This is a genomic window from Treponema vincentii (assembly GCF_010365865.1).
GTDB lineage: Bacteria > Spirochaetota > Spirochaetia > Treponematales > Treponemataceae > Treponema.
In genome coordinates, this window is record NZ_CP048020.1 from 2014950 (window position 1) to 2036738 (window position 21789).

General features: G+C 45.7%; 21 protein-coding genes, 1 other RNA gene and 1 pseudogene. 1 reads left to right on the top strand and 22 read right to left on the bottom strand.

From position 1 onward, the window contains the following. Positions 1 to 3: 3 nt before the first annotated feature. The 3 genes from GWP43_RS09405 to GWP43_RS09415 all read right to left on the bottom strand — a co-directional run bounded on the left by GWP43_RS09405 (position 4) and on the right by GWP43_RS09415 (position 2449). Positions 4 to 456 carry a hypothetical protein gene (locus tag GWP43_RS09405; protein WP_162663935.1) on the bottom strand — a complete coding sequence of 151 codons (453 nt, stop codon included), beginning with the start codon at positions 454 to 456 and terminating at the stop codon, positions 4 to 6. Positions 457 to 629: 173 nt separating this feature from the next. Further along, on the bottom strand, positions 630 to 1724 hold the full coding sequence (locus GWP43_RS09410) for a class I SAM-dependent methyltransferase (protein ID WP_162663936.1): 1095 nt from the start codon (positions 1722 to 1724) through the stop codon (positions 630 to 632). A gap of 77 nt (positions 1725 to 1801) precedes the next feature. After that, positions 1802 to 2449, bottom strand: coding sequence for a redox-sensing transcriptional repressor Rex (locus GWP43_RS09415; protein WP_162663937.1), 648 nt, complete (start codon positions 2447 to 2449; stop codon positions 1802 to 1804). 300 nt (positions 2450 to 2749) lie between these two features. Between GWP43_RS09415 and GWP43_RS09420 the strand changes: the two genes are divergently transcribed. Continuing rightward, positions 2750 to 3502, top strand: a complete 753-nt coding sequence (locus GWP43_RS09420; RefSeq protein WP_162663938.1) for a HEAT repeat domain-containing protein — start codon at positions 2750 to 2752, stop codon at positions 3500 to 3502. Between the two features lie 203 nt (positions 3503 to 3705). Here the strand turns inward: GWP43_RS09420 and GWP43_RS09425 are convergent, their stop codons facing one another. From GWP43_RS09425 to rnpB, 19 genes and pseudogenes are all read right to left on the bottom strand, one after another. Beyond that, positions 3706 to 4071, bottom strand: a complete 366-nt coding sequence (locus GWP43_RS09425) for a VOC family protein (RefSeq protein WP_162663939.1) — start codon at positions 4069 to 4071, stop codon at positions 3706 to 3708. 131 nt (positions 4072 to 4202) lie between these two features. Then, positions 4203 to 4412 carry a hypothetical protein gene (locus GWP43_RS14955; RefSeq protein ID WP_230977655.1) on the bottom strand — a complete coding sequence of 70 codons (210 nt, stop codon included), beginning with the start codon at positions 4410 to 4412 and terminating at the stop codon, positions 4203 to 4205. A gap of 65 nt (positions 4413 to 4477) precedes the next feature. Further along, on the bottom strand, positions 4478 to 5308 hold the full coding sequence (locus GWP43_RS09430) for an endonuclease/exonuclease/phosphatase family protein (protein WP_230977656.1): 831 nt from the start codon (positions 5306 to 5308) through the stop codon (positions 4478 to 4480). Positions 5309 to 5656: 348 nt separating this feature from the next. Then, on the bottom strand, positions 5657 to 6553 hold the full coding sequence (locus GWP43_RS09435) for a type I phosphomannose isomerase catalytic subunit (protein ID WP_162663940.1): 897 nt from the start codon (positions 6551 to 6553) through the stop codon (positions 5657 to 5659). A gap of 29 nt (positions 6554 to 6582) precedes the next feature. Beyond that, positions 6583 to 8583, bottom strand: a complete 2001-nt coding sequence (priA, locus tag GWP43_RS09440) for a replication restart helicase PriA (protein ID WP_162663941.1) — start codon at positions 8581 to 8583, stop codon at positions 6583 to 6585. A gap of 3 nt (positions 8584 to 8586) precedes the next feature. After that, positions 8587 to 9522, bottom strand: a complete 936-nt coding sequence (locus GWP43_RS09445; RefSeq protein WP_162663942.1) for a uracil-DNA glycosylase — start codon at positions 9520 to 9522, stop codon at positions 8587 to 8589. Between the two features lie 492 nt (positions 9523 to 10014). Beyond that, positions 10015 to 10449 (bottom strand): CC/Se motif family (seleno)protein, encoded by a 435-nt coding sequence (locus GWP43_RS15260; RefSeq protein ID WP_269138844.1) that lies wholly within the window; start codon positions 10447 to 10449, stop codon positions 10015 to 10017. A gap of 66 nt (positions 10450 to 10515) precedes the next feature. Continuing rightward, positions 10516 to 11343 carry a hypothetical protein gene (locus tag GWP43_RS09455; protein ID WP_162663944.1) on the bottom strand — a complete coding sequence of 276 codons (828 nt, stop codon included), beginning with the start codon at positions 11341 to 11343 and terminating at the stop codon, positions 10516 to 10518. A gap of 10 nt (positions 11344 to 11353) precedes the next feature. Further along, a pseudogene (locus tag GWP43_RS15440) lies at positions 11354 to 12050 on the bottom strand (ATP-binding cassette domain-containing protein). 15 nt (positions 12051 to 12065) lie between these two features. Next, complete coding sequence (gene mnmE / locus GWP43_RS09465; protein ID WP_162663945.1) at positions 12066 to 13436, bottom strand: tRNA uridine-5-carboxymethylaminomethyl(34) synthesis GTPase MnmE; 1371 nt, start codon at positions 13434 to 13436, stop codon at positions 12066 to 12068. 13 nt (positions 13437 to 13449) lie between these two features. Beyond that, positions 13450 to 14085: an adenylate kinase gene (locus tag GWP43_RS09470; RefSeq protein WP_162663946.1), complete on the bottom strand. Its 636-nt coding sequence runs from the start codon at positions 14083 to 14085 to the stop codon at positions 13450 to 13452. A 21-nt stretch (positions 14086 to 14106) separates the two neighbouring features. Next, positions 14107 to 14796 (bottom strand): late competence development ComFB family protein, encoded by a 690-nt coding sequence (locus tag GWP43_RS09475; protein WP_162663947.1) that lies wholly within the window; start codon positions 14794 to 14796, stop codon positions 14107 to 14109. 92 nt (positions 14797 to 14888) lie between these two features. Continuing rightward, on the bottom strand, positions 14889 to 16190 hold the full coding sequence (rodA, locus tag GWP43_RS09480) for a rod shape-determining protein RodA (protein WP_162663948.1): 1302 nt from the start codon (positions 16188 to 16190) through the stop codon (positions 14889 to 14891). Continuing rightward, the gene (mrdA, locus tag GWP43_RS09485; RefSeq protein WP_162663949.1) at positions 16187 to 18040 is read right to left on the bottom strand and encodes a penicillin-binding protein 2; all 1854 of its coding nucleotides are present in this window, start codon (positions 18038 to 18040) and stop codon (positions 16187 to 16189) included. The genes rodA and mrdA overlap by 4 nt, the downstream gene beginning before the upstream one ends. Positions 18041 to 18045: 5 nt before the next feature. Next, positions 18046 to 18546 (bottom strand): rod shape-determining protein MreD, encoded by a 501-nt coding sequence (gene mreD, locus GWP43_RS09490; protein ID WP_162663950.1) that lies wholly within the window; start codon positions 18544 to 18546, stop codon positions 18046 to 18048. Further along, on the bottom strand, positions 18543 to 19406 hold the full coding sequence (mreC, locus tag GWP43_RS09495; RefSeq protein ID WP_162663951.1) for a rod shape-determining protein MreC: 864 nt from the start codon (positions 19404 to 19406) through the stop codon (positions 18543 to 18545). Before mreC ends, mreD begins: the two co-directional genes overlap by 4 nt. A 4-nt stretch (positions 19407 to 19410) precedes the next feature. Next, positions 19411 to 20445, bottom strand: a complete 1035-nt coding sequence (locus tag GWP43_RS09500; protein WP_162663952.1) for a rod shape-determining protein — start codon at positions 20443 to 20445, stop codon at positions 19411 to 19413. 16 nt (positions 20446 to 20461) lie between these two features. Next, the gene (locus GWP43_RS09505; protein ID WP_162663953.1) at positions 20462 to 21394 is read right to left on the bottom strand and encodes a tetratricopeptide repeat protein; all 933 of its coding nucleotides are present in this window, start codon (positions 21392 to 21394) and stop codon (positions 20462 to 20464) included. Between the two features lie 47 nt (positions 21395 to 21441). Continuing rightward, an RNA gene (rnpB, locus tag GWP43_RS09510) (RNase P RNA component class A) lies at positions 21442 to 21786 on the bottom strand. Positions 21787 to 21789 lie beyond the last annotated feature (3 nt).

The following is a 21789-nucleotide window of genomic DNA, read 5'->3' on the forward strand; positions in this document are numbered from 1 at the left end:
AGGTTAATCCAACCAATATATTTTATCGGGAGCTTGTTCTCGTAAAAAAATTTTTCGATATCGCTGTGAGTGCTGTACCCGCACATCATCGGGAAAATACACATTATGCAAAAACCATACGGCATCCAAAAGATCGCCAAAGGAATCAGAGCACGAGTATCGGTAGTACAGTGGGGATTCTTCAAGCAGCGCACGCATTGCGAGGTCATGCGTATGGTACGGATCGATCGCTTGCCGCAAATTACTCCGCAAGCCTCCATACCACGCATGCGTGATCGCCAGTAAATTGAGCCGCTTATGTGTATCCATATAATACAACTCGTACATACCGGCTATCGCGGGAACGGAAGTCGTAACTTTATACTTGTCGGCACGTGTCAAAGCTGTCCATGTCAGAGTATAATAGGCATCGTTTTTATCTTCTTCTTTTATGATAATAGGTTTTAGTTCAAGCATACTCTCCGTTTACTATAGCATATACCGCCGAAATTGGCTAGCAAGTACAGGAATAGACCTCGAGGCAATCGCATCAGGGCGTTTTTTTAGCAACTACACGGGATAATAAAGGCTGTTTAGTCATTGATCTTCCCCATCCGGTTAATTACGGAATATCTGTTGTGTTAAGAGGACTAATTTTTGTGAAGTAACGAAGTAGATGCTCGCATATTTTCAAAGGAAAAAGTTGTACTGCGCCGTATCTTCCACAACCGGTGAATTTTTTTATTCCGAAAATCTTCCGGTATCGACTGTGTGCTGATATCCTGCACGGTAAAGAGCGTATTTTGACAAACAAACTTATCCGCTCCCATGCTGCCGGAGAGATTATCCGAAAGTTCCGCCGTGTTAAAACGCAGTGTCCGCGAATTCGTAGAAAAGTACAAAACACCTTCTTCCGCCAATACCTGACAGCAGCTGCGGATTAAATCCTGCCAATGCCGGTTCACATCGAAGAATTGAGGTGTCCGCTTTGAATTGGAAAACGTCGGCGGGTCGCAAATAATGATATCCCAGCGCTCCTTCCGTTTTGCTGCCTGCTCCAAAAAAAGACGGACATCATTCTGCACAAACCGGCAGCGGTCGGGATCGGCGACACCGTTCAGCTGAACATTTTCATGCGCCCATTGCAAATAGTTTTTTGATAAGTCAACCGAACAAACCTGCCGCGCTCCATTTACCAACGCATGAACGGAAAAAGAAGCGGTATAGCAGAATAGATTCAATACCGTCTTTCCGGCGGCGCTTTCGGCAACGGCAAGCCGAGCCGGACGGTGATCAAGAAACAGTCCGGTATCGAGATAATCGGATACATTGACAAAGAAGCGGCACTTACCTTCCCGCACGATAATCCGCTTTCCGCTGTCGGCAATCTTTTCGTATTGAGCTTCACCGCGCTGCCGTCTTCGGCATTTCTGGTATACCTGCGCCGCAGAAATCTGTAAAGCAGCGCACAACGCTTCCGTCAACTCCGAGAGAGAGGCTGTCGTTTTACCTTCTTTATTACGGGGAGACCGTTCATATTCGGTGAGTACCGCAAATATGCGATCGGTTTTATCTTCAATATAAAGATCGACGTCAACAGATATTTCAGGAATGTCTTTATCATACAAGCGATAGGCGAAGATGCCTAACCGCCGTGCATATTTCTTGAGGTGTTTATATCGCTTTACAAGGCGGTTATAAAACAGTGTCGTCTGAGTTTGGTTCGATAATCCGAAGGAATTCATAAAACATGGTTATGGCACCTTAATACGTAATAATACATTCTTAAAGTCCCATGATCAAAAATAGGAGAAAATAATTACTATTCGCTCGCTTGCTGAATACGGGTATTCATCATAACACCTAAAAGCGCATAGCCTGAGGTAAGATCTTCCTGCTGAACAAGGACATTATCGGGCACTTTGATTTTAACATTTGTAAAATTCCAGATCGCGTCAATTCCGGCTTCTACCAATTGATCGGCAATAGCCTGTGCACTAGGTGAAGGCGCAGTTAAAATTGCTAATGCAGGATGCAAAGCGTTAATTTCCTCGGTTAATTTATTCATTGCGAAAATCGGGATACCGTGAATTTTTTTTCCGATCTTGCTTTTGTCACTGTCAAAAGCTGCGCAAATTTCCAATCCGTGGTCTCTAAATCCTTGATATCCGGTGAGTGCGGTTCCAAGATTGCCTGCCCCAATAAGAATCGCTCTTTGCAACGTATCCCAGCGAAGGAAATGTTCAATAGCTGCGATGAGATCTTCAACCGGATACCCTTTCTTCGGCTTACCGATAATACCGGTAATAGCCAAATCTTTCCGAACTTGGATCGGCTCAAGGTGTAGCTCTTCAGCGATAACGGTACCGGAAATATACGGATATCCATCAGCTTGGGCTTGCTTTACTATATGCAAATAGGACGGTAATCTTCTGATTGACGGCACTGCAGGTATCTTTAACTTTTTCATTCAAATCACCTTACTTGTTGAAACTCAAGGATTAATAGTCTTGCAATCCTCTATAATAGTTCTTGTTTATGATATAAGTAAAAGAATGAAAGGTCAAGCGGTAATCAACATCCGGCGCAGTGCGTCGTGGTATTAAACCGCATGAATAATTATCGTGTAATAATCGCCGGTGGTTATTAAATGCCCCGGAATTTGAAAATCTAAAATAATCGGCCTCTTGACACTTGCAAAAAAATAACTGACAATAAGTCGGTATTCTAATAAAATACCGACTTTGAACAAAGGAAGGGGGTCGTTACCATGCGGCACAAATTATTGATACTATCACTGGCTTTAGGACTGCTTACTGCTCCGCTTATCTGCGCGCAAAATAAAGACGCTGCAAAGAAAAATGATAAGAACAGTGAATCTGACAGTATGATTACCGTCGAACAGGCATACCTCAATTCAATTGAGGGCGTTATGATTAAAGAAATGGTTGCCGCTGAAGGGCGCGATTCAAAACGTGTTGCCTTACAGTACATCGAAGAGGCATTAAATGAAGGCCGTCAATCGGAAGAAATTCAGGTGGCTTTGAGTACGTTAGCAACCGAAGGGCTTTCAACCGTTGTGAGAGAAGATGGCAGGGTGGTAAATAATTATCCGGAAATAAGACGCCGTGCATGTGAATTGCTCGGACAAATGGGAACTGATAAAGCCAAGGATTCATTAGTCACAGTCATGTATACCGATAATGAACCCTCCGTTATCACAGCCGCAGTAAAATCGCTCGGTGATATTGGAAAGAATGACAATGATGAAGTATTCAATATGATCAACTGGATTGCTCGCAAATTTGATACGGTTAATCCAACGAGTTCGCTCGCACTTGAAATCCTGAATACCTTCGAAAAAATGTCCGGCTCAATTATAAATAAAAAGGATATGTTTGAAACGGTAATGCGTATTGCCAATAACTATAACTATGTAACTCCGGTAAGAACCAGAGCTTACGAGGTAATGCGGAGCATTTCGAACTCAAATACCAATACAGATCAAAAAAAGAATAAGTAATTCTCTATTGAGCTGTTTTTATTTATCCGGAGGATTTAATACCGCTGTGCTTTATGCCATAACAGCAGTATTAAAACCGGATGAAATCTTCAATAACGTGCTATAAAAAAGCGTTGTAAAGTATTTACAACGCTTTTTTATGAGGATCTTCCAAGACTTCAAAGGACTTCTAAGAGACTCAATTTTTAGAGGTTTTCTCCTGCTTATTTGGCTTCAATAAAATCTATTTCGATTCCATTGGGATCGATCGCTGTTAATATCTTTTTACCATCCTTTACCGTTCGCGGCTGCATAATAATACGAACATCTTTAGAGCGAAGATATTTTTCCGTCTCCCCAATCTGATTCACAGTAAAAGTCAACGAAATAGAATTTTCTTTTTTTACCTTTGAATGATCGTTATGGATCAGCTCCAACCGGCCGTTCGACTTAGGATCGTACAAAAAGGCGATCTGCTTACCAGGGGCAGCAGACATCATAGATTCAAAGGTGAGTCCGAGTACTTTCTCGTAAAACTGCAACGACTTTTCCATGTTGTCGGTTCTAATAACCACGCTATTCATCTGCATCTTTTACTCCTTGGCAAATAGCGGTATTCCCGCATCTGCAATACTTAAAGTATATCCGACAATAAACAATTTTGCAAAAGGGAATGTCTTTATTCAGCTGAGAGGTTAATAATCTCAAACGCTCTGAGCCGCTAAGGATTTAACGTAACACGCAATTTTACCGGATTATGATCGGCATACCGGAAAGATTCATCGAGTGTTTCCACCGACATAATAGAGATATTCGGAGAAACGATAAAGCCGTCGATGACATAGTACGGCCACTTTTTTACGAATGTTTTCGTCGGAAAGGGCAGACCTGTAAGGAGCGTTGTTAAGGCGGCACGAAGGGACCCGATCATCGACAGCAAAATGCCAACCTTCCGGGAGTAAGCCGCCATCCATTACACCGGGCGCCCAAAGCCCGTCATAGAGGGGGATAAAGCGATCGCGATCCTGGGAATATCTGGTTGAAATCACCGCCCGCTATGACATAATTACCCGCTTCATATTCGGCTCGAATAAAATCGACTACGGCTTTTGTCTGTGCAATTTTACCTTCTCCTTCATCATAGGCCTCCAGATGCAGCACAGCAGTTACCAACTCCCTGCCTGATTCGAGCGGGAAACGGGTTATCAGCATACAGCGTTTCAAATTAACCGTGCTGACCGGCCATTTAAATGGTACCGGCAGCGCAAAACGGTATGCGTCCGTAAAGGGATACCGCGTAAAAAGGCCAACTCCGCTCGCCACCTTTCCGATAGGCGGGATCGGATAAGGCACATAAGATGCCTTAAAATTATAGGTATAGGTCAACGCAGTACCAAGCGCTTCGGCAAGTGCGGCCGTTTGGTCAATATAATAAGAGCGTTTTGACGACTTATCCATTTCCTGAATAAAGTAAAAATCGGAAGGATACCGTTTCAGCGTCTCAATAACTCCTGCAAGATTTTCTTCCACTTCTTTTTTATCTGAAGGACGCACCATAGTACCGCCGTCCATGAAGAAATCCTGCCCTGCGCCGAGTCCGCAATACCCGATATTCCAGCTGACAATATCGATCGGCTTTGCAAGCTCAACTGATTCTTTCGTAAGGGCTGCTTCCCCTATGATTTCGGCAGGTTCTTTGTCTTGAGGGCGATACTCAGTTATCGTAATAAACAGCAGTAAGATTCCAAATGAAACGGCAGCAACAGCTATAATCCCGCCAACCACTTTTAATATCAAAAGAATACTTCGTCCCAAAATTATTTTCATATTCATTATCCTTTAACATAGAGCCGCTCAAATATTGACAGAACTTAGCGGCTCAGCTCTTTTCATTTTTCCTGATAATAATTATCGCCCCTCGTATTCGTTCTGTCAACACAGTTTTATCGAGGTAAACGCATCAGGCCGTTTTTTTAGTAACCCCGCGGAAAAATTGATACTATTCGACCAGAGTTGAACCTCTTCGCGGTTCAAATGGTCTCACAGTCTCAATTTTTCCGCGGTTTTTATCTAGTCTACCTGATGCATTTACCCATTTGTCGGAAAATGTACGAAATTTTAAGTAAAATTTCGTACAGAAGGAAGGTAACCCCGCTGAAAATATTTTTAATGCGGTTACCCCATCAGCATAATCGAAAGAGGCGGACCTTGATTTGGAAGTACCGAAACGGCAGTATCACGCCGCACCATGATACAGTCCTCAGCCGCTACCTGCAAGGATGGAGCTCCGGCAGTTTTAAGTATGCCGTTTTCTGTAATTTCAAGCGTACCGCTTCCGGCGATGATAAAGAGACTGCACCATCCGGTTTTTGCAGCAGGGGTATCAAATGCCGAAAACGAAATAGTCCCCGCAACGGAAAAATCTTTTTTTTCAAGCCTGAAATACGGACACACTGATTTTCCGCTAAAAGGATGTTCCGGTGTCATCGCCGACTCAGGTAAGTACCGCAATACATCAAGCCCTTTTTGTACATGCACCTCACGGGGACGTCCCCAGTCATAGAGCCGGTAGGTTATATCGCTTGATTGCTGCACCTCTAAAAGCCGCAAGCCGCCTTGTATCGCATGGACGGTTCCGGCAGGGATAAAGATAAAATCTCCCTTCGAGACGGGAACGGAGCGGAGACAGTGCTCAATCGTATTATCCCGAATGGCCGTTTCCAGCTCGCTGCGGCGGTAATCCTTCTGCAATCCGTAAATAATCTTTGCATCGGGCACCGCATCGAGCACATACCAACATTCGGTTTTACCGGCGCTGTGCTCGTGGAGGCGCGCATAGTCATCGTCGGGATGCACCTGCACCGAAAGCGTTTCGTTCGCCTGAATGATTTTAATCAAAAGCGGATACGAAGCGCCGGCGATAGCCTCAAGCGGTGTTCCTCCTATCTGCGGCGTTGTATCATCTACGAGAGACTGCCCCACCGGATGAACGGAAACAATCCACCGCTCATATCCCCAGACCTTTTCGGAAACAAAAGGCTGTGTTTTAAACATCGTTATACACTGCTGCATATCATTCCCCTTAATAGCATATTGCTGCCTCACAATAAACTGACCGGATCGACATCCGTTTCGATATACACACCCACAGCCGCTTTGTATTCGGTGATAAATCGGTAGACGGCTTTTTGCATCGGTGCAAGCGTTTCGGCGCGCAACAGCAGCTGCATCCGGTGATTGCCCGCCACGAGCGAAAGCATACAGTCGGACGGGACGAGTATTTCTATGCCTTTCGCAGCATCCGGCGGAAACAGCTTCGGTAAAAGCTCCCGCGCACCGAAAGCGGCTTCTTCCGCTTTGTGTTGATCTTTACTGCGAAACACCAGCCGGATAAGGCGGGCAAAGGGCGGAAATTCCAATGCCTGACGCTGCTTTAGCTCCTGTGTATAAAAACCTTCCACATCATTGTGCTGCGCACAGACAATTGCAGGATGATAGGGATTATAGGTTTGAATGATAACCTCCCCGTCCGGAACATACCGCCCTGCCCTGCCCGCCACCTGCATGATGAGCGAAAAGGTGCGCTCGGCGGCTCTAAAATCGGGCATCTGTAAGCCGGTATCGGCAAGCGCAATTCCCACCAGCCGCACACCGGGAAAGTTTAAGCCTTTGGCAATCATCTGCGTACCGAGCAAAATATCGACGACGCCGTCCCGAAAGTTATTTAAGATCTGAACCGCCTGCTTGTTTTTTTGCAGCACATCGGTATCGATACGCTGAACGGTACAGTCGGGGAAGGTTTTCCGCACCTGTTCTTCAATATATTCCGTGCCGATGCTCGTATAGCCCGCCTCGATGGAGCCGCATTCGGGGCAGGCACTCGGCGGCTTTGCCGTCCATCCGCAGTAGTGGCACTTCATCAGCCCCTCGCTTTTATGAAAAGTGAGCGGCACCGAACAGTTTTTACACAAGAGCTCGTGTCCGCAGTTTTTACACTTAAAGAAATGAGAGAACCCGCGGCGGTTCAAAAAGAGAATGGTCTGTTTCCCTTGGGTTTTGGTGCGACGGATTTCATCGATCAGCGCAGTGCTTAACGCTCCGGCCGTATGCAACAGCGATTCGATGCGGATATGGGGCAGCGCCCCGCCGGAAAGCCGCTCGCTCAGCCGCAGAGTACGGATTGTGCCGGTTTTCATCAAATGCCATGCCTCTACCGACGGCGTTGCCGAACCCATCACCAGCGGACAGCCGTGTTTTTTGCAGAGGTACATCGCAACCTGCCGCGCGTGGTAGCGGGGCGCAAAACCCGACTTATACGAACCGTCGTGTTCCTCGTCGATGATGATAAGTCCCAAATCACGGACGGGGGCGAATATGGCGCTGCGCACTCCGACGACAATTCGCGCCTCGCCCCGCGCAATACGCCGCCATTCCGCAAGTCGCTTGCTGCCGGTCAGCCCCGAATGGAGCACCGCGCAGCGGTCGCCGAAACGCTTTTTAACGGTTTCCGCAACCTGATGGCTCAACGTGATTTCGGGAACCAGATAGATAACCGATTTTCCGGCAGCAAGCGCACGAGAAGCGGCCTGTAAAAAGACCTCGGTTTTACCGGAACCGGTAATGCCGTACACATAGAAGAACTCGCCGCCGGTGCAGCCGGAAATCGCTTCTACGGCGGAACGTTGTTCTTCCGAAAGCGTAAGTGCCGAAGCGGAAAAATCGGTTCCGGCGAATTCGATCCCGTCGGTATTCAGCTCTCCCGCTTCGCGTTTGCCGGAAGGCAGCATTGCGGAAAGCGCAATCCCCTCGGCGCAAATATAAAAGTGGGACATCCAGCGGGCGAGCGCCGCCTGTTCATCGGTGAAAAGCGGTTCCGCATCGATAATGCGGTCGATCGGCTTTATGTCGGCTTCGACAAAAGGACAGCTTTTCGGCAGCGTTTCATGTTCTGCAACGATAAAACCGACGAGCTTGCGCGAGCCGAATCGAACCGCCGCCCGCCTGCCGGCTAAGGATTGTTGCCCGTCCGCAGCGACGGCATTCCGATAAAAAAACGATTGATACAAAGGAAGTTTAAAGACAAGCTCCAGCCACTGCGCCATAGATTAGCCCTGCGCCTGAAGTTCGTGCAGACGGGCGCGGAACCGCTTGAGGTCTTCCCATGCGGGGCGTTTAAGGCTTTCGTCCCGCAGCAGCGCGCTCGGATGATAGGTCGGCATCAGCGGTATCCCCTGATAGTCGAAAAAACGCCCCCGCAGCTTTCCGATGCCGTCGGAGGTTTGCAGCAAATGCTGTGCGGCAATGCGCCCCATCACAAGAATCATCTTAGGACGAAGAAGCCGTATTTGCGCATCCAAAAAGGCGGCGCAGCAGCTCCGTTCCTCCGGCGCAGGGTCGCGGTTTTGAGGCGGGCGGCATTTGACCACATTGGTGATATAGCAGTTCGTCTTACGCGAAAGCTGAATAGCCTCCAGCATCTTGTCGAGGAGCTGCCCCGCCCTACCGACAAAGGGTCTGCCCTGCCGGTCTTCGTCCGCGCCCGGTCCCTCGCCGATTACCATCACCTCAACGGAGTTGGTCAGGCGGGACAGCTCTTCGGGGCCTTCTCCCGCCACCGGATGAGTACGGGTTTGCCCCAATACACAGGCGGAGCACTGCGCAACCGCAGTGTAAATCTCCTGCATCGACCGAAACAGCGTTCCACCGTTACCGCCTACCGTCTCCGTATACATTCCGCCGGAAGCGGAGCCGCCTGCTGCCCCCTCAAGGCTATTATCGGCTGCAAAACCGCTGTTTCCGGCAAGACCGGTAAATGCCGCTTTGCCGATACCGCTTTGTTCATTGCCGGTACCTGCCGGATACGCTGCAGCACACTCGGTATTCACTGCAGCGCCGGTTGCCGCAACAACAGACGTTGAATCTCCGGCAAATGCAAACGATTCGGGATACGGCGCATCGCTGCGGTACCCTTCAATATATTCCGATGCGGTTCTAAAAAACCGATATAATACTTCACACGCTTCCGTTTCCATAATCACCATGACCACTGCATTATCAATATTTTAAGCGGTTACCTTCCTTTTGTTGTGCGAAATTTCGTAGGTATAAGGTGAGCGTCTAAAATGACGTCGCTCACCTTAACCGTCAAGTTTTCTTTCGAAAACTTGCATATTGACTTGTGCGCTTACCGCGCACCAATGCAACAGTTTCCAAAATTCATATTTCGTTCAACTATTGCATTTTCGAGAAACAAAATTTCGCACATTTTTCTAGCAGACGGGTAATCACATCGGGCAGAATAGATAAAAATCGCCGCATATTTCCTTTTGAAATATGCGGGCATCTACTTCGTTATTTCACAAAAATCACTCCGCAACGTTTCAGAACCGCCACGGACGGCGGTGGTTCTTTGCAGCAACGATGTTTTTTGCTCTGCATATTATCTCGTAACTCACGAATGGACATGGACGTTCATTCGTGGGCGTTTCTGCGGGGCTATTAAAAAACGGCCTGATGCGATTGCCTGAGATTTTTTATTGTACAATCCCTTTTACGATAAATATCTCCTGCCAAAATGAGCTTTCCGCAGTTATCGTTACGGTACCATTAATCGTATCGGTTCCTTTTTTCATATAGACATCGATTCCGTTCGCTTCAAATTTGTCATAGTTGTTAATATCTTTAGGCATCCCGACAATCACGGTCGGATCTACAATAGTACCGCCTCACGATGCTCCCATTGCTATACAATAAATAGCTGTCGCTTTTTGCTTGCTAAGCGCAGCCAACGCTTTATCATCAAACACAACCTGAGCAACCGGCTTTTCGACCCCTGCACCGGTTTTAGTCTTTTCATTTGCTGCACAGGTCTGTGCTGTATCCCGCCGCGATTCAGGCTTACATGCGATACAGCCTACTATCAGTAAAACCGAACATACATACAAAAAATTTTTCTTATATTTCAGCATTGTTAGCTCCTCACATAAAACACAATAATGATTCTTAATATATAATGTCAACTATAAAAGAAATTCCTATACCTCTACCCTCTTTTTTAAAAGCCATACCGAAGCAAAAAAACACGCGATGCCTATCCCCAGAGAAATGAACGTCGAAACGATAGGGACATTAACAACCATACCGCCTGGGTATGATGCAACCTGCGCTGAATACTTAATACCGTATATAGTAATGGGACAATAGGCACTTAAAACCCTGCCGACCATTGCTTCAATTCTTCCGGTAAGAAAGAGCGTACCGGTAAAGATAAGAATAAAGCCGACTATCCATACTCCCCGCATCCGTTTAATATTAAAGGAACGCATCACTGTTTGAACGGCAAGCGCAACATTTCCGATAAATATGAATGACACTAACGATCCTAATAGCACAAAAGCAACGAGAGGAAAATTTTTAAGAAAAATAAGATTGAGAATATCTGCTGCTACTCGAAAAAACTGTTCACTCGTAAAACCGATATAATGATACGTCCAGCCTATCCAAACCGCTATTGAAAAAACGCCTGAGACAGCAATACAAATCATAAGTTCTGCGAGGCCGCATAGTATCCTACCGAGCAATATGAACTCGGTACGTACCGGCAACGTCAACATAAGATAGCTTTCATCGGTAAACAACAATGCCCGTGCGTAACCGCTGCTGCATCGAATAAACAGAAAGAGCGGGATGACCGTTAATACGGTTACAGTGAGCACAAACCACAACATATAAAACCCGTTAAATATGTTTTTGGTAAAGGCTAAAAAGAGCAGCTCGACGCCGCTCATACCTGCCATAACGGCACAGCTTAAAATAATACTCGGCAGCCGCTGCAAAAAAGTATATTTAAAAATCCGTTTCATTTGTTCCCTCTTAACCGAAAATTTCAAGATACAACTGATAAATCGATTTTTGATGGGCTTCCCTCAGTTGTTCCGCATTCCCCTGCATGGCAATTGTTCCATTGCGTAGAAACGCAACATCGGTAAACACATGCTCAACATCCGTAACAAGATGTGTACTGATGATAATCGCACTGTTTTCCGTCCATGTTTTAATGATCGTTTTGATAATTCTTTCACGAGCAACAGGATCCGTGCCTCCTAACGGCTCATCAAGCACGAACAGCTTTGCCGCCCGCGAAAATGTAAGCGTTAAATTCATCTTTTCGATCATCCCCTTCGACATCGTTTTAATCGTCTGCTTTTGTTCAAGCTCCATAAATTCGAGCAATTCCAAAGCCTTATTCCGATCAAAGTCATCGAAAAAATCCTGATAAAATTGAATAACATCAAGCGCAGTCATCCGCGGATATAAGCAGTTTCGATCGGGTAAAAAACGAAACCATACGCTTTGTCTCAAGCCCGATTGGTTGGCCGCACACTCGAATATCGCCCGATGTTGCATGCAACAACCCTGCAATAATCTTCAAGAAAGTTGTTTTGCCCGAACCGTTCGGGCCAAGCAATCCGAGTATCGAACCTTCTTCTATCGCTAAAGAAATACCGTTCAACACCGGCTTGGTAAAATAGGATTTTTTTACCGAATCTGCCTGTAAAATAATACTCATATTGTAAACTCCCTCTTATTTGCCAACGCAAAAACCCGAAAATATTTTATCCAGAATATCGTCGGAGCGCACTTCGCCGGTAACGCTTCCGAGGGCATGCACCGCCTCTTCCACATCCTGGATGACGGCATCGAGCGGATATCCGCTACGTCCTGCTTCAAGCGCGTGGCGTACAGCTTCAAGCGCGGCGGTTACCGCTTCCTTTTGCCGCTTCGTGCCGAGCGAGATGCCTGCGTCCTGCATCGGCAGTGCGGTATCCGCCGTAACCAGAGCGACAACCGTATCAATCAGCACATCGATACCGACGCCCGTTTTCGAGCTCAACCTCACGGCGGGATACCGCTGCAAAGCCGCCGGCAATGGTTCCGTTTGCCCCTTATCCGCCTTGGTTTGCACGATAATCAGCGGCACGGTATTCCGTTCGATAAACGCACTATCTTCTTCTGCCGGCGGCTTTGTGCCGTCAATTAAATACAGCACAATGTCGGCTGCCGATGCCAGCTCAACACTGCGTTGCACCCCTATCGCTTCGATTGTATCCTCCGTAGCGCGGAGCCCGGCGGTATCGAAAATATGCACAGGAATACCCTTAAAATCAAGTTCCGCTTCAAGCCAATCCCGCGTTGTGCCGTGAATATCCGACACAATAGCGCGGTCTTCTTTTAACAGCGCATTAAAAAGAGAAGACTTCCCTGCATTTGTTTTACCGGCAAGCACGAGGCGTACCCCCGCCTGATATATTTTTTCCGCTTGCCACGATGCGGCAAGTTGCTGCAATACCGAAAGCGGCTTTTTAAGAAGCGCTTCGTCAAAACTGTCTGCAATCGTTTCCTCATCTTCGGGATATTCAATTCCTACTTCAAGAGCAGCAAGCGCTGTCATTAAATCCGTTTTGATTGTTTCTATTTCGTGAAATACGGTGCCGGAGAGCCGGCCGGCTGCCTTTTGCTGCGCCGTATTTGTTTTTGAATCGATGATTTCCCGCACCGCTTCCGCACGGGTTAAATCCGCTTTACCGTGTATAAACGAGCGAAAGGTGAACTCGCCACGCTCCGCCGCACGAAAACCGTTTTTGATACAGAGCCGATAAATCGCTTTTACGACCCCAGGCCCGCCGTGGCAGATAATTTCGACGGCATTTTCACCGGTATTGCTTTTCGGAGCGCGGTACACACAGAGCACTACCTCATCTATTTTGATACCCTCATCGTGTATCCAGCCGTAAACGAGCGTATGCCCTTGTGACTGTAACAAAGCATTTGGACGGGAAAAAAAGCGAGAGATGAGCTCAATGCTCCGCGCCCCCGAAGTCCGCACAATACCGAGCGCCGCAGGAGCGAGAGCTGTTGCAATAGCGGCGATCTCATCATCAAGCGTATAATTCAAGCAACGGTATCCTTTAACGCTTAAGGGGGAAGAGTTTTATAAAATTATCCAAAATAACCGCCGGAGCGGGCTGTGCATCCAAGGTTATCAGGAGATGTTTATTTTGATAAAACTCAATTAGCGGAAAGGTTTGCTCGCGATAGGTTTCAAGCCGCTTTATGATCGCCTCTGTCCTATCATCCTCACGGATAATCAATGTCGTCCGGCAATTGTCGCACACACCCTCAATAAGGGGTTTCATAAACTCAATGTGAAAATTTTTACCGCACGAGGGGCATAGCCGCCTGCCCGATAAGCGTTTAATCACCGCTTCATCCGAAATATCGAAATTGATAACAGCATCAAGACTACAAAAATCTTCCAATATTTCCGCCTGAGCAATCGTACGCGGGAATCCGTCTAAAATAAAACCGTTACGAGCATCATCATGGGTAAGGCGTTCTTTTACCAAAGCAGCAGTCGTTTCATCATCAACAAGAGCGCCCGAATCGATAATCTTCTGAATTTTTTCTCCTAATGGGGTATGATTCTTGATAGCGACACGAAACATGGAACCCGTCGAGATATGGGGAATACTGTAATATTTTGCAGCATCCGACGCCAACGTTCCTTTTCCCGCACCCAGGGGACCTAAAAAAACCAATTTCATATATAACCTCTCGCGAAGTTTTTATGCCCTGCTAAAAAGGTATAAATCGGGTAAATTATGGCAGCTTTCCGCATCAAGCTCCCGTTTTACGCTTGCATCGCTCACCAAACCGAGTTTAAAATGGTAATGAATAGGATCGTACCCCTCACGTTCCGCATGAATATAAAAATTGAAAATCCGCTTTTCGCCTAATTCCGTCGCAAGAACGGGGAACGGCCAAAAGGTATACGTACCCGGCGTTTTTTTAGAAATAGTATACGGGTTATCCCAAAGATGATTCATCTGAGCTACCAAAGCATCTTCCAAATATAAGGCAACGGGAAGATCGGAAATAGGAGAAAAAGTTTGTCCGTCTAAGATACGTCCCGTAATGGTAGGAAAATTAAATACATAACCGGAAGGCAGAACTTGCTCGGATGACGTATGGGAACGCTTTGTGCTAAGGACAGTTTTCATACCTTCAAATGCCAATGTCGAAATATCGGCAAGAAGCTGATTTTTTTCCGACTGATCAATCTGCAAGAAATGTGCCATACCTCTACCGGAAGCCGTATACCGCGGTTTAATCCGATTTAAAACAAAACAAACCGTATCCAGACGGCATTGCATACAATTACAGGTGAACCATGGTTCATTTTTTCCTTTTGCAGCATCAAAAACTTTATTCACTTCGTTGTATACGAAATCTTCCATAAGGTTATGTATTGTCATTACGAAAGCTCCTGTTTAATTAGTGTAGCGTAACATTATAGATTTTGCAAGCTTCTATATAAAGTATTATCGACAGTTTTTATAATAGCTTTTTACAGCTGTCTTAGACTGATTCCTATCACAAGCCCCACAGCAATCATTGCAGTCCATAAAGAAGACCCGCCATACGATAGAAATAAAAGCGGAATACCGGTTATCGGCATAAACCCCATAACCATTCCGATATTTACAATAAAATGAAAAAATAACATACCGACAACACCGGAAGCGATGAGCTTACCGAATAAATCATTTGTCTTTTTAATGATAAGAAATATCCGCAAAAAAATGATTGCATAAAGCGCAAAAACCAAAAGCCCGCCGAGAAACCCCCACTCTTCCGATAAAATACTGAAAATAAAATCGGTGCTCTGTTCAGGCAAAAAACGATAATGGCTTTGCGTTCCTTTTAGGAAACCTAAACCGGCTCGCCCCCCCGAACCGATTGCCGTCATCGATTGGAGAATATGCCAACCGGCTCCCAACGGATCGCTATTAGGATCCAGAAAGATAATCAACCGTTTCATCTGGTAATCCTGTAATTTTCTGCTCCCGACCAATGCGCCGGATAAGGAGACGGCAATAATGCCTAATACATACCCAATCCAGTAATAATACCGCTTTTTTAACAAAAGATATCCAATTGCGGCAATAATCCCTGCCCCGACAACAGAAAAGATAAGCAACAATGTAATATTTTTATTACCTAATACTTTAACCGCAAGAGAGTATCTATGTAAAATAGTCCGTTCCCAAAGAGGCAGGAGTGTAAAAATAAGTGTACAGACTGTTGTACCTAATAAGCCAAACACATACCGCAACGGGAAGCCGGCTATAAAGCACATGATCAAAAAAATAGGAAGATATACGGACGCTGTTCCAAGATCGGGCTGCAGTAGTATCAACCCCATCGGTATGAACATAATAACCGCAGCCTTTACAAATCGGCGAAGTTCCGGCTCATTCTGAGATCTTGACAGATACCATGCGAGAAATAAAATATAAATAATTTTTGTAAACTCGGAGACTTGTATACCGAAGTCTCCAATTCCAATCCAACTCCGGGCTCCTTTAACACTTTTTCCGAACAGTCTTGTATACACCAATAATAACATCGTGATAATATAGATCAATAAAGTACGATCAGCAATTTTAGTATAATCATATACCGCTACCGCAAACAGTAAAATCAATCCCGATACTACCCAAATAAGCTGTTTAATATATTCATGCGAAACTGATATGCCATCGGAATTAACTCCGGAGGAATAGATAAAGAGAATGCCAATAACCGACAAGCCGATCACAGCTAAAAAAAGTACATAATCAAAATTAGTAACATGTCTCAGATTCATTCTTGCCTTACCCTTACAGCCGGTAAAAAACTCTTACCACCAAGAGCTTCGAGTGCTTCTTCATACGTTTGGTCTGCAAAGACACCCTGAAAGATAATATTCGTAGCATAGGGTGCCCACCATTCCCATTTATTCTGCGCTTCAACCAATACAACTACTACAACGGCGTCTTCTGCCGGGGCATTGTATAGCCCATAAGCCGCCATCCATGAATGCCATCGATCGGAAAAACCTACTTCTGCGGTGCCGGTCTTCCCAGCAAGTTGTACAATTTTATTACGCATTGGGTATTGAGCCGTTCCGTCCGTAATGGTGTACCGCATATCAGCTCGCACCTGAGCGAATACATCTGAAGGAATATCACTTTGCCGTAATACCTCCGGCTTTTTTTCGTAAATAAGTTCGTTAGTACCGGGTGCTCTGACTTCTTTTAACAAATGCGGTTTATAAATCACACCATCGTTGACAACCATTGCGACCATATTCGCAACTTGTAACGGGGAAGCGAGCATAAATCCTTGTCCGATAGCCATATTCATCGTATCCCCGCCAAGCCATTTTTCATGGAATTGTCGTTCTTTCCATACAGGGTTGGGCACTTGGCCGATTGCTTGGCTCGGTAAATCGATTTCAGCAGACTTACCGTACCCAAAGTCGCGAACATGATCGACCATCTTATCAATACCGAGGTTATCGCGGCATACCGTCCAATAATAAATATCGCAAGACTGTGCGAGGGCATTCTTCAAATCGAGATATCCATGTCCGGAACGTTGATGGCAACGAAATAAGTGGTTACCATATTCTATTTTACCGACACATTGTACTTTTTTGTCCGGAGGAAATGCCTTTTCCGCCAGAATCGCAGTAGACATCGCAATTTTAAATGTTGAAGCGGGAGGATAGCTTGCATTAACAGCCCTGTTCAATAGTGGATTGCGGGGATCATGCAGCACCTGTACATACATCTCATTTCCATTATCATTCAAAAAAAGATTGGAATCAAAAGACGGATACGAAACAAGCGCAAGAATTTCTCCTGTTGCAGGCTTCAGTACCACGGCAGCTCCAATACGTTGACCAAGCGCGTTTTCCGCAAGCTTTTGAATTTTTCGATCGATCGTTAAAATAAGATTATTACCCGTCTTAGGAGGAATAAGAGCCGTATTGTTTTCAATTAACCGCCCTCTTGCATCAACTGTACGGTATTCACTACCGTCTTCCCCGCGCAACCACTCATCATAATATTTTTCGATGCCAGCCTTACCGATTGAAGTATTCGCGGTGTAGCCCTTGTTATAGAAAGTCTTAAGTTCTTCTTTTGTTATATCACCGACATAGCCGAGAATATGGGAAAATGATCCTGTTTCTACATAGTTGCGCACCGGCTTTGAATGCCACGAAACACCCGGCAACTCATCGATATTTTCTGCAAGCGAAGTAATAACTTCATACGGAAGATTAGACCGTATCTCGACACTCTGAAAAGAGCTGCGCTTCGCCGGCAATTTCCTTTCAATCTCTGCAACGGGAATTCGTAGAATATTTGCAAGGCGAGCGATAACCGTCGAAAATGCCTTTTTCGGAATTTCTCCCGGTGTTACCGATACGGCAAAGGTGTTGGTATTGAGCACCAGCGGGACATTTGCATTACGGTCAAAGATTTCTCCACGCTGTGCAGAAATACGTTCAGAACGTTGGGATATTGTTTGAGACTGTTTCCTAAACTGATCACCGTGAATGATCTGCATCGAAAACAACCGAAAAAGATATATCACTAAAATACAGAAAACAAAGGCAGTAAAAAACTTCAGCCGTCTATCAACTTGTTGAAAATCTTGCTCATACATGGAATTCAGAGCTTCCTTATTTCAAATGCATTCGGAAATAAACCGAGCAACATAAATAACGGCGGCGAACAAAGGCTGTTTTCTGCAACTTCAATCCAAAAGGGAACTGCAAGCAGATTATAAACCTGAATACTTTGACCGAACAGCACACGTAACACTAATAAAATTCCCGCCTTTAAAAACGTTGCCGAAAGACCGAGTATAAGTGGAAAAAAGAAGCGCCGCACATTGTATTTCCCATACAGCATACCATAAAGAAATCCGAGTACGGTAAATACAAATGAATGGAGCCCCATCGGCGCCAATGAAAGGAAATCAAAAATGAGTCCGGAAAAAAAACCTGCTGTAATACCGGCAGCAGTACCGTTATACAGCGCGATATACACTACTAGAATTAAAATTAAATCCGGTAATGCCGGCAATAACTGAATATGAGACAAAATAGCTGTTCCAAACACACCGAGTAAAAAGGCTGCCGCAACCGTCCACAGAATAACTTTTCTCACTGCACCGCCTCCTCATCAGAACTCGATAAGATTAACACAAATACATAATCGAGCCGGGAGAAATCGATAATCGGCTGCACTGCTAACTCTAGATAGGATTCGTAATCATGCACCTTAATACCGGTCACAATACCGATAGGACTGCCTTTAGGGAACAGATTATTCTCCCCCGAAGCGAGAATTCTATCGCCGATGGCAATTTCGTCTTTTGCCCGCTTTTGCACATACTTCATAATAAGCGGGAGCTCAGCAGTACCCTGTCCGTTAATCAAACCCCGATGTTTCGTCGTTTGGATGGAGGCTGCAACATAACACTGATAATCATATATCGGGATGATCATACTGCTGTCGCGGCCGGTTTGTACGATTTTTCCCACCAAGCCGACATTGCTGCCTTGGAATGCCAATACCGGCATATTTTTGCGCACACCGTGCTTTGTTCCGCGGTTGATGATAATACCGGAGTAGAGATTATCAGGGTCAAATCCGACAACCTGCGCCGGAATATTTTTATAGGCGATCATGTCCGCAAAGCCGAGTAATTCCTTTAACTCCTTGTTTTCGCGGCGTATATCAGCATTTGATCGCTGCAAAAGCTCATAATCTTTAAGTTTCTCGCTCAACGCCACATATTTTGAACGCAGCTCTGCAAGCTCTCGCACAGCCGAGACCGCATCCGTTACAAATGTAGACACCGAATGAACGGCATTCTCCGTCCCAGCCGCAACCGAAAAGCCGACCGATTTAAAATCGACGATAAATCGGCCTCCGGAGAACGTCAATAACACTGAAGATATGATAAGCAGTAGGATCAGCAAAAAGATATCAAGCTTTACCTTAAATGAAAATTTTCTTCTCATTATATTAGCGGTTTAAGCTCTCATATAAACTGCGGTTTCCCGACATATCCTTATACACGTCATAGTATAAACCTGCGCCGATAGCCACACAGTCCATAGGATTTTCCGCAAGAATAACCGGAACGTGCGTTTCCTTAGAGATGAGCTTAGGTAAACCCTTCAGCAAAGAACCCCCTCCAGTCATAACGATCCCCCGCTCTACAATGTCAGCGGCCAGTTCCGGCGGTGTTTGTGCAAGGGTCGTTTTTATCTCTTCTACAATTTGAGTAATCGGTTCCCTCAATGCCTCGCGCACCTCAACCGAATCGATTTCGAGGCGACGGGGAAGTCCGGTAATTGCATCGGTTCCTTTAATTTCTACCCGTTCCATATTCTTTTCAGGGAATGCATTACCGATTTCAATTTTAAGGCGCTCGGCAGTCTGTTCTCCGATGATAAGGTTGTGCACAGAGCGGATATGCTTAATGATGGCCTGATCGAATTCATCGCCGCCGACACGGATGGCATTGGTAACGACCATACCGAGCAGCGAAATAACCGATACTTCCGTTGTACCGCCGCCGATATCACATACCATATTACCGGCAGGTTCGGTAATTGGAATATTGGCGCCGATAGCCGCTGCGAGCGATTCTTCAAGCACTTCAACGCTACCCGCACCCGCTTTTAGAGCACTTTCATGCACGGCGCTGCTTTCCACATCGGTGATGCAGCTCGGAATTCCGATAACCATACGCGGCTTAATGAGCCTATGTCGTGGTAATATCTTGGAAATAAAATACCGGATCATTTTTTCCGTCGTATCTTTATCTGCAATAACACCGTCTTTGAGCGGCCGTATTGCGATGATATTTCCCGGTGTTCTCCACAGCATCCGTTTAGCCTCGGCACCAACCGCCACGACCGATTTTGTTCCGCGTTCTACGGCAACAACCGAAGGTTCATTAACAACAATCCCCTTCCCCTTTATATAGATAATAGTATTACAGGTTCCTAAATCAATACCTATATCGGCAGAAAATCTTTTAAAAAAGCCCATACCCCGAACGTTCCTCCTATTTTATATTCAATTTTGCACGCGTTTCCGCATGTATGGGATTAAGTCGTATCGCAGAGCGCCACTCATACCGCGCCTTAATCATATCACCCTGCATCTCATGTATCAGCCCGATACCGTAATGAGCATCCGCAGAGTTCACGTCTTTTTCAAGTACAAGCTTGAACTGCGCCAAAGCCTCTTCCGGTTTATTCTCCTCTAAAAAGAGCAATCCAAGCTGATTTCTGCACCGCACTTCCAACGCAGCATTACCGGTCTTTTTAATTGTTTCAAAAAGATAGAGCTTTGCATTCGGTATATCGCCCTTTTTTTTATAATTTTCCGCTACGGCATATAATACGAAGTCGGAAGGGTTTGTCGCAAGCGCTTGTGTAAACGCTTCTATCGCCTTATCGGTATCGCCTAATAAAGAGGCAGCCATACCGCGAAACTCCGATAAATCGCTCGCCTCGATACCGCCCGCATAGGCCTCATCCAAGTATTTTACGGCGAGATCGGCATAGTAGTAGCCTTGTTGATAATATGCCTTTCCGAGCACATACGCAATCTTAGGAATATCCTTATCTTTAGTCAAATAAAGTGCACGGCGCAAGTGTACAACAGCTGCTGTAAGATAATCCGCACCAATGGATAAATCAGTCTGCTCGGCAAAAAGGTAATACGCCGCAAAACCGTGCAATGCAAGCGCAGTTCCATCCATCGGGCGCTTCTCTAAAATTTGAGCGGTTTCAGCATATACTCCCGCATAATCTTTATTTTCCCAATGGGTATACACCGTATGCATCGATGGCACACGGAAATAGCGCGCCCTATAGACAGTAAAAAAGAAAAGAGCTCCCGCAACGATAAGCGCAACGCACAAAAAAAGAACGACATATCTTCCGATATGCGGTTTTGAGGAATACTGTGTCTTACCGTCGTACCTTTTCATACGTTTCTAATTAATATCCTTTCATACAGAGATACTCCGTATAAATAAAAAATAGAGAGCCATAAGCCGGATTCTGTCTGCGGACAGGGTAACCATCTATCTTATTCCTGCATTACTACAGTAATTTCCGCAATCAACCCGTAAATAAAGGATCGGATATCCTTTACTATTCAATTTTGCTCCTGATGAGGCTTGCACTGCCGCTCCGTTACCGGAGGCGCGGTGGGCTCTTACCCCGCCTTTTCACCCTTACCGTTTTACCGGCGGTTTATTTTCTGTTGCGCTGTCTGTCGCCTGTATTTTACAATACAAGTGCCCGGCCGTTAACCGGCATCATTTCCGAAGGAGTCCGGACTTTCCTCCGTATACCACGGCGGTTACCGGCTCTCTATCCT

Coding starts and splice junctions, on each gene's coding strand:
- mrdA (WP_162663949.1), bottom strand. CDS start 18,040: ATGTATGAGCAAGATTTTCAACAAGTTGATAGACGGCTGAAGTTTTTT.
- GWP43_RS09455 (WP_162663944.1), bottom strand. CDS start 11,343: ATGAAACGGATTTTTAAATATACTTTTTTGCAGCGGCTGCCGAGTATT.
- GWP43_RS09435 (WP_162663940.1), bottom strand. CDS start 6,553: ATGCAGCAGTGTATAACGATGTTTAAAACACAGCCTTTTGTTTCCGAA.
- GWP43_RS09505 (WP_162663953.1), bottom strand. CDS start 21,394: ATGAAAAGGTACGACGGTAAGACACAGTATTCCTCAAAACCGCATATC.
- GWP43_RS09415 (WP_162663937.1), bottom strand. CDS start 2,449: ATGAAAAAGTTAAAGATACCTGCAGTGCCGTCAATCAGAAGATTACCG.
- GWP43_RS14955 (WP_230977655.1), bottom strand. CDS start 4,412: ATGATCGGGTCCCTTCGTGCCGCCTTAACAACGCTCCTTACAGGTCTG.
- GWP43_RS09445 (WP_162663942.1), bottom strand. CDS start 9,522: ATGGTGATTATGGAAACGGAAGCGTGTGAAGTATTATATCGGTTTTTT.
- mreC (WP_162663951.1), bottom strand. CDS start 19,406: ATGAGAAGAAAATTTTCATTTAAGGTAAAGCTTGATATCTTTTTGCTG.
- GWP43_RS09475 (WP_162663947.1), bottom strand. CDS start 14,796: ATGACAATACATAACCTTATGGAAGATTTCGTATACAACGAAGTGAAT.
- GWP43_RS09430 (WP_230977656.1), bottom strand. CDS start 5,308: ATGAAAATAATTTTGGGACGAAGTATTCTTTTGATATTAAAAGTGGTT.
- GWP43_RS09425 (WP_162663939.1), bottom strand. CDS start 4,071: ATGCAGATGAATAGCGTGGTTATTAGAACCGACAACATGGAAAAGTCG.
- GWP43_RS09410 (WP_162663936.1), bottom strand. CDS start 1,724: ATGAATTCCTTCGGATTATCGAACCAAACTCAGACGACACTGTTTTAT.
- GWP43_RS09500 (WP_162663952.1), bottom strand. CDS start 20,445: ATGGGCTTTTTTAAAAGATTTTCTGCCGATATAGGTATTGATTTAGGA.
- priA (WP_162663941.1), bottom strand. CDS start 8,583: ATGGCGCAGTGGCTGGAGCTTGTCTTTAAACTTCCTTTGTATCAATCG.
- GWP43_RS09470 (WP_162663946.1), bottom strand. CDS start 14,085: ATGAAATTGGTTTTTTTAGGTCCCCTGGGTGCGGGAAAAGGAACGTTG.
- GWP43_RS09405 (WP_162663935.1), bottom strand. CDS start 456: ATGCTTGAACTAAAACCTATTATCATAAAAGAAGAAGATAAAAACGAT.
- GWP43_RS09420 (WP_162663938.1), top strand. CDS start 2,750: ATGCGGCACAAATTATTGATACTATCACTGGCTTTAGGACTGCTTACT.
- rodA (WP_162663948.1), bottom strand. CDS start 16,190: ATGAATCTGAGACATGTTACTAATTTTGATTATGTACTTTTTTTAGCT.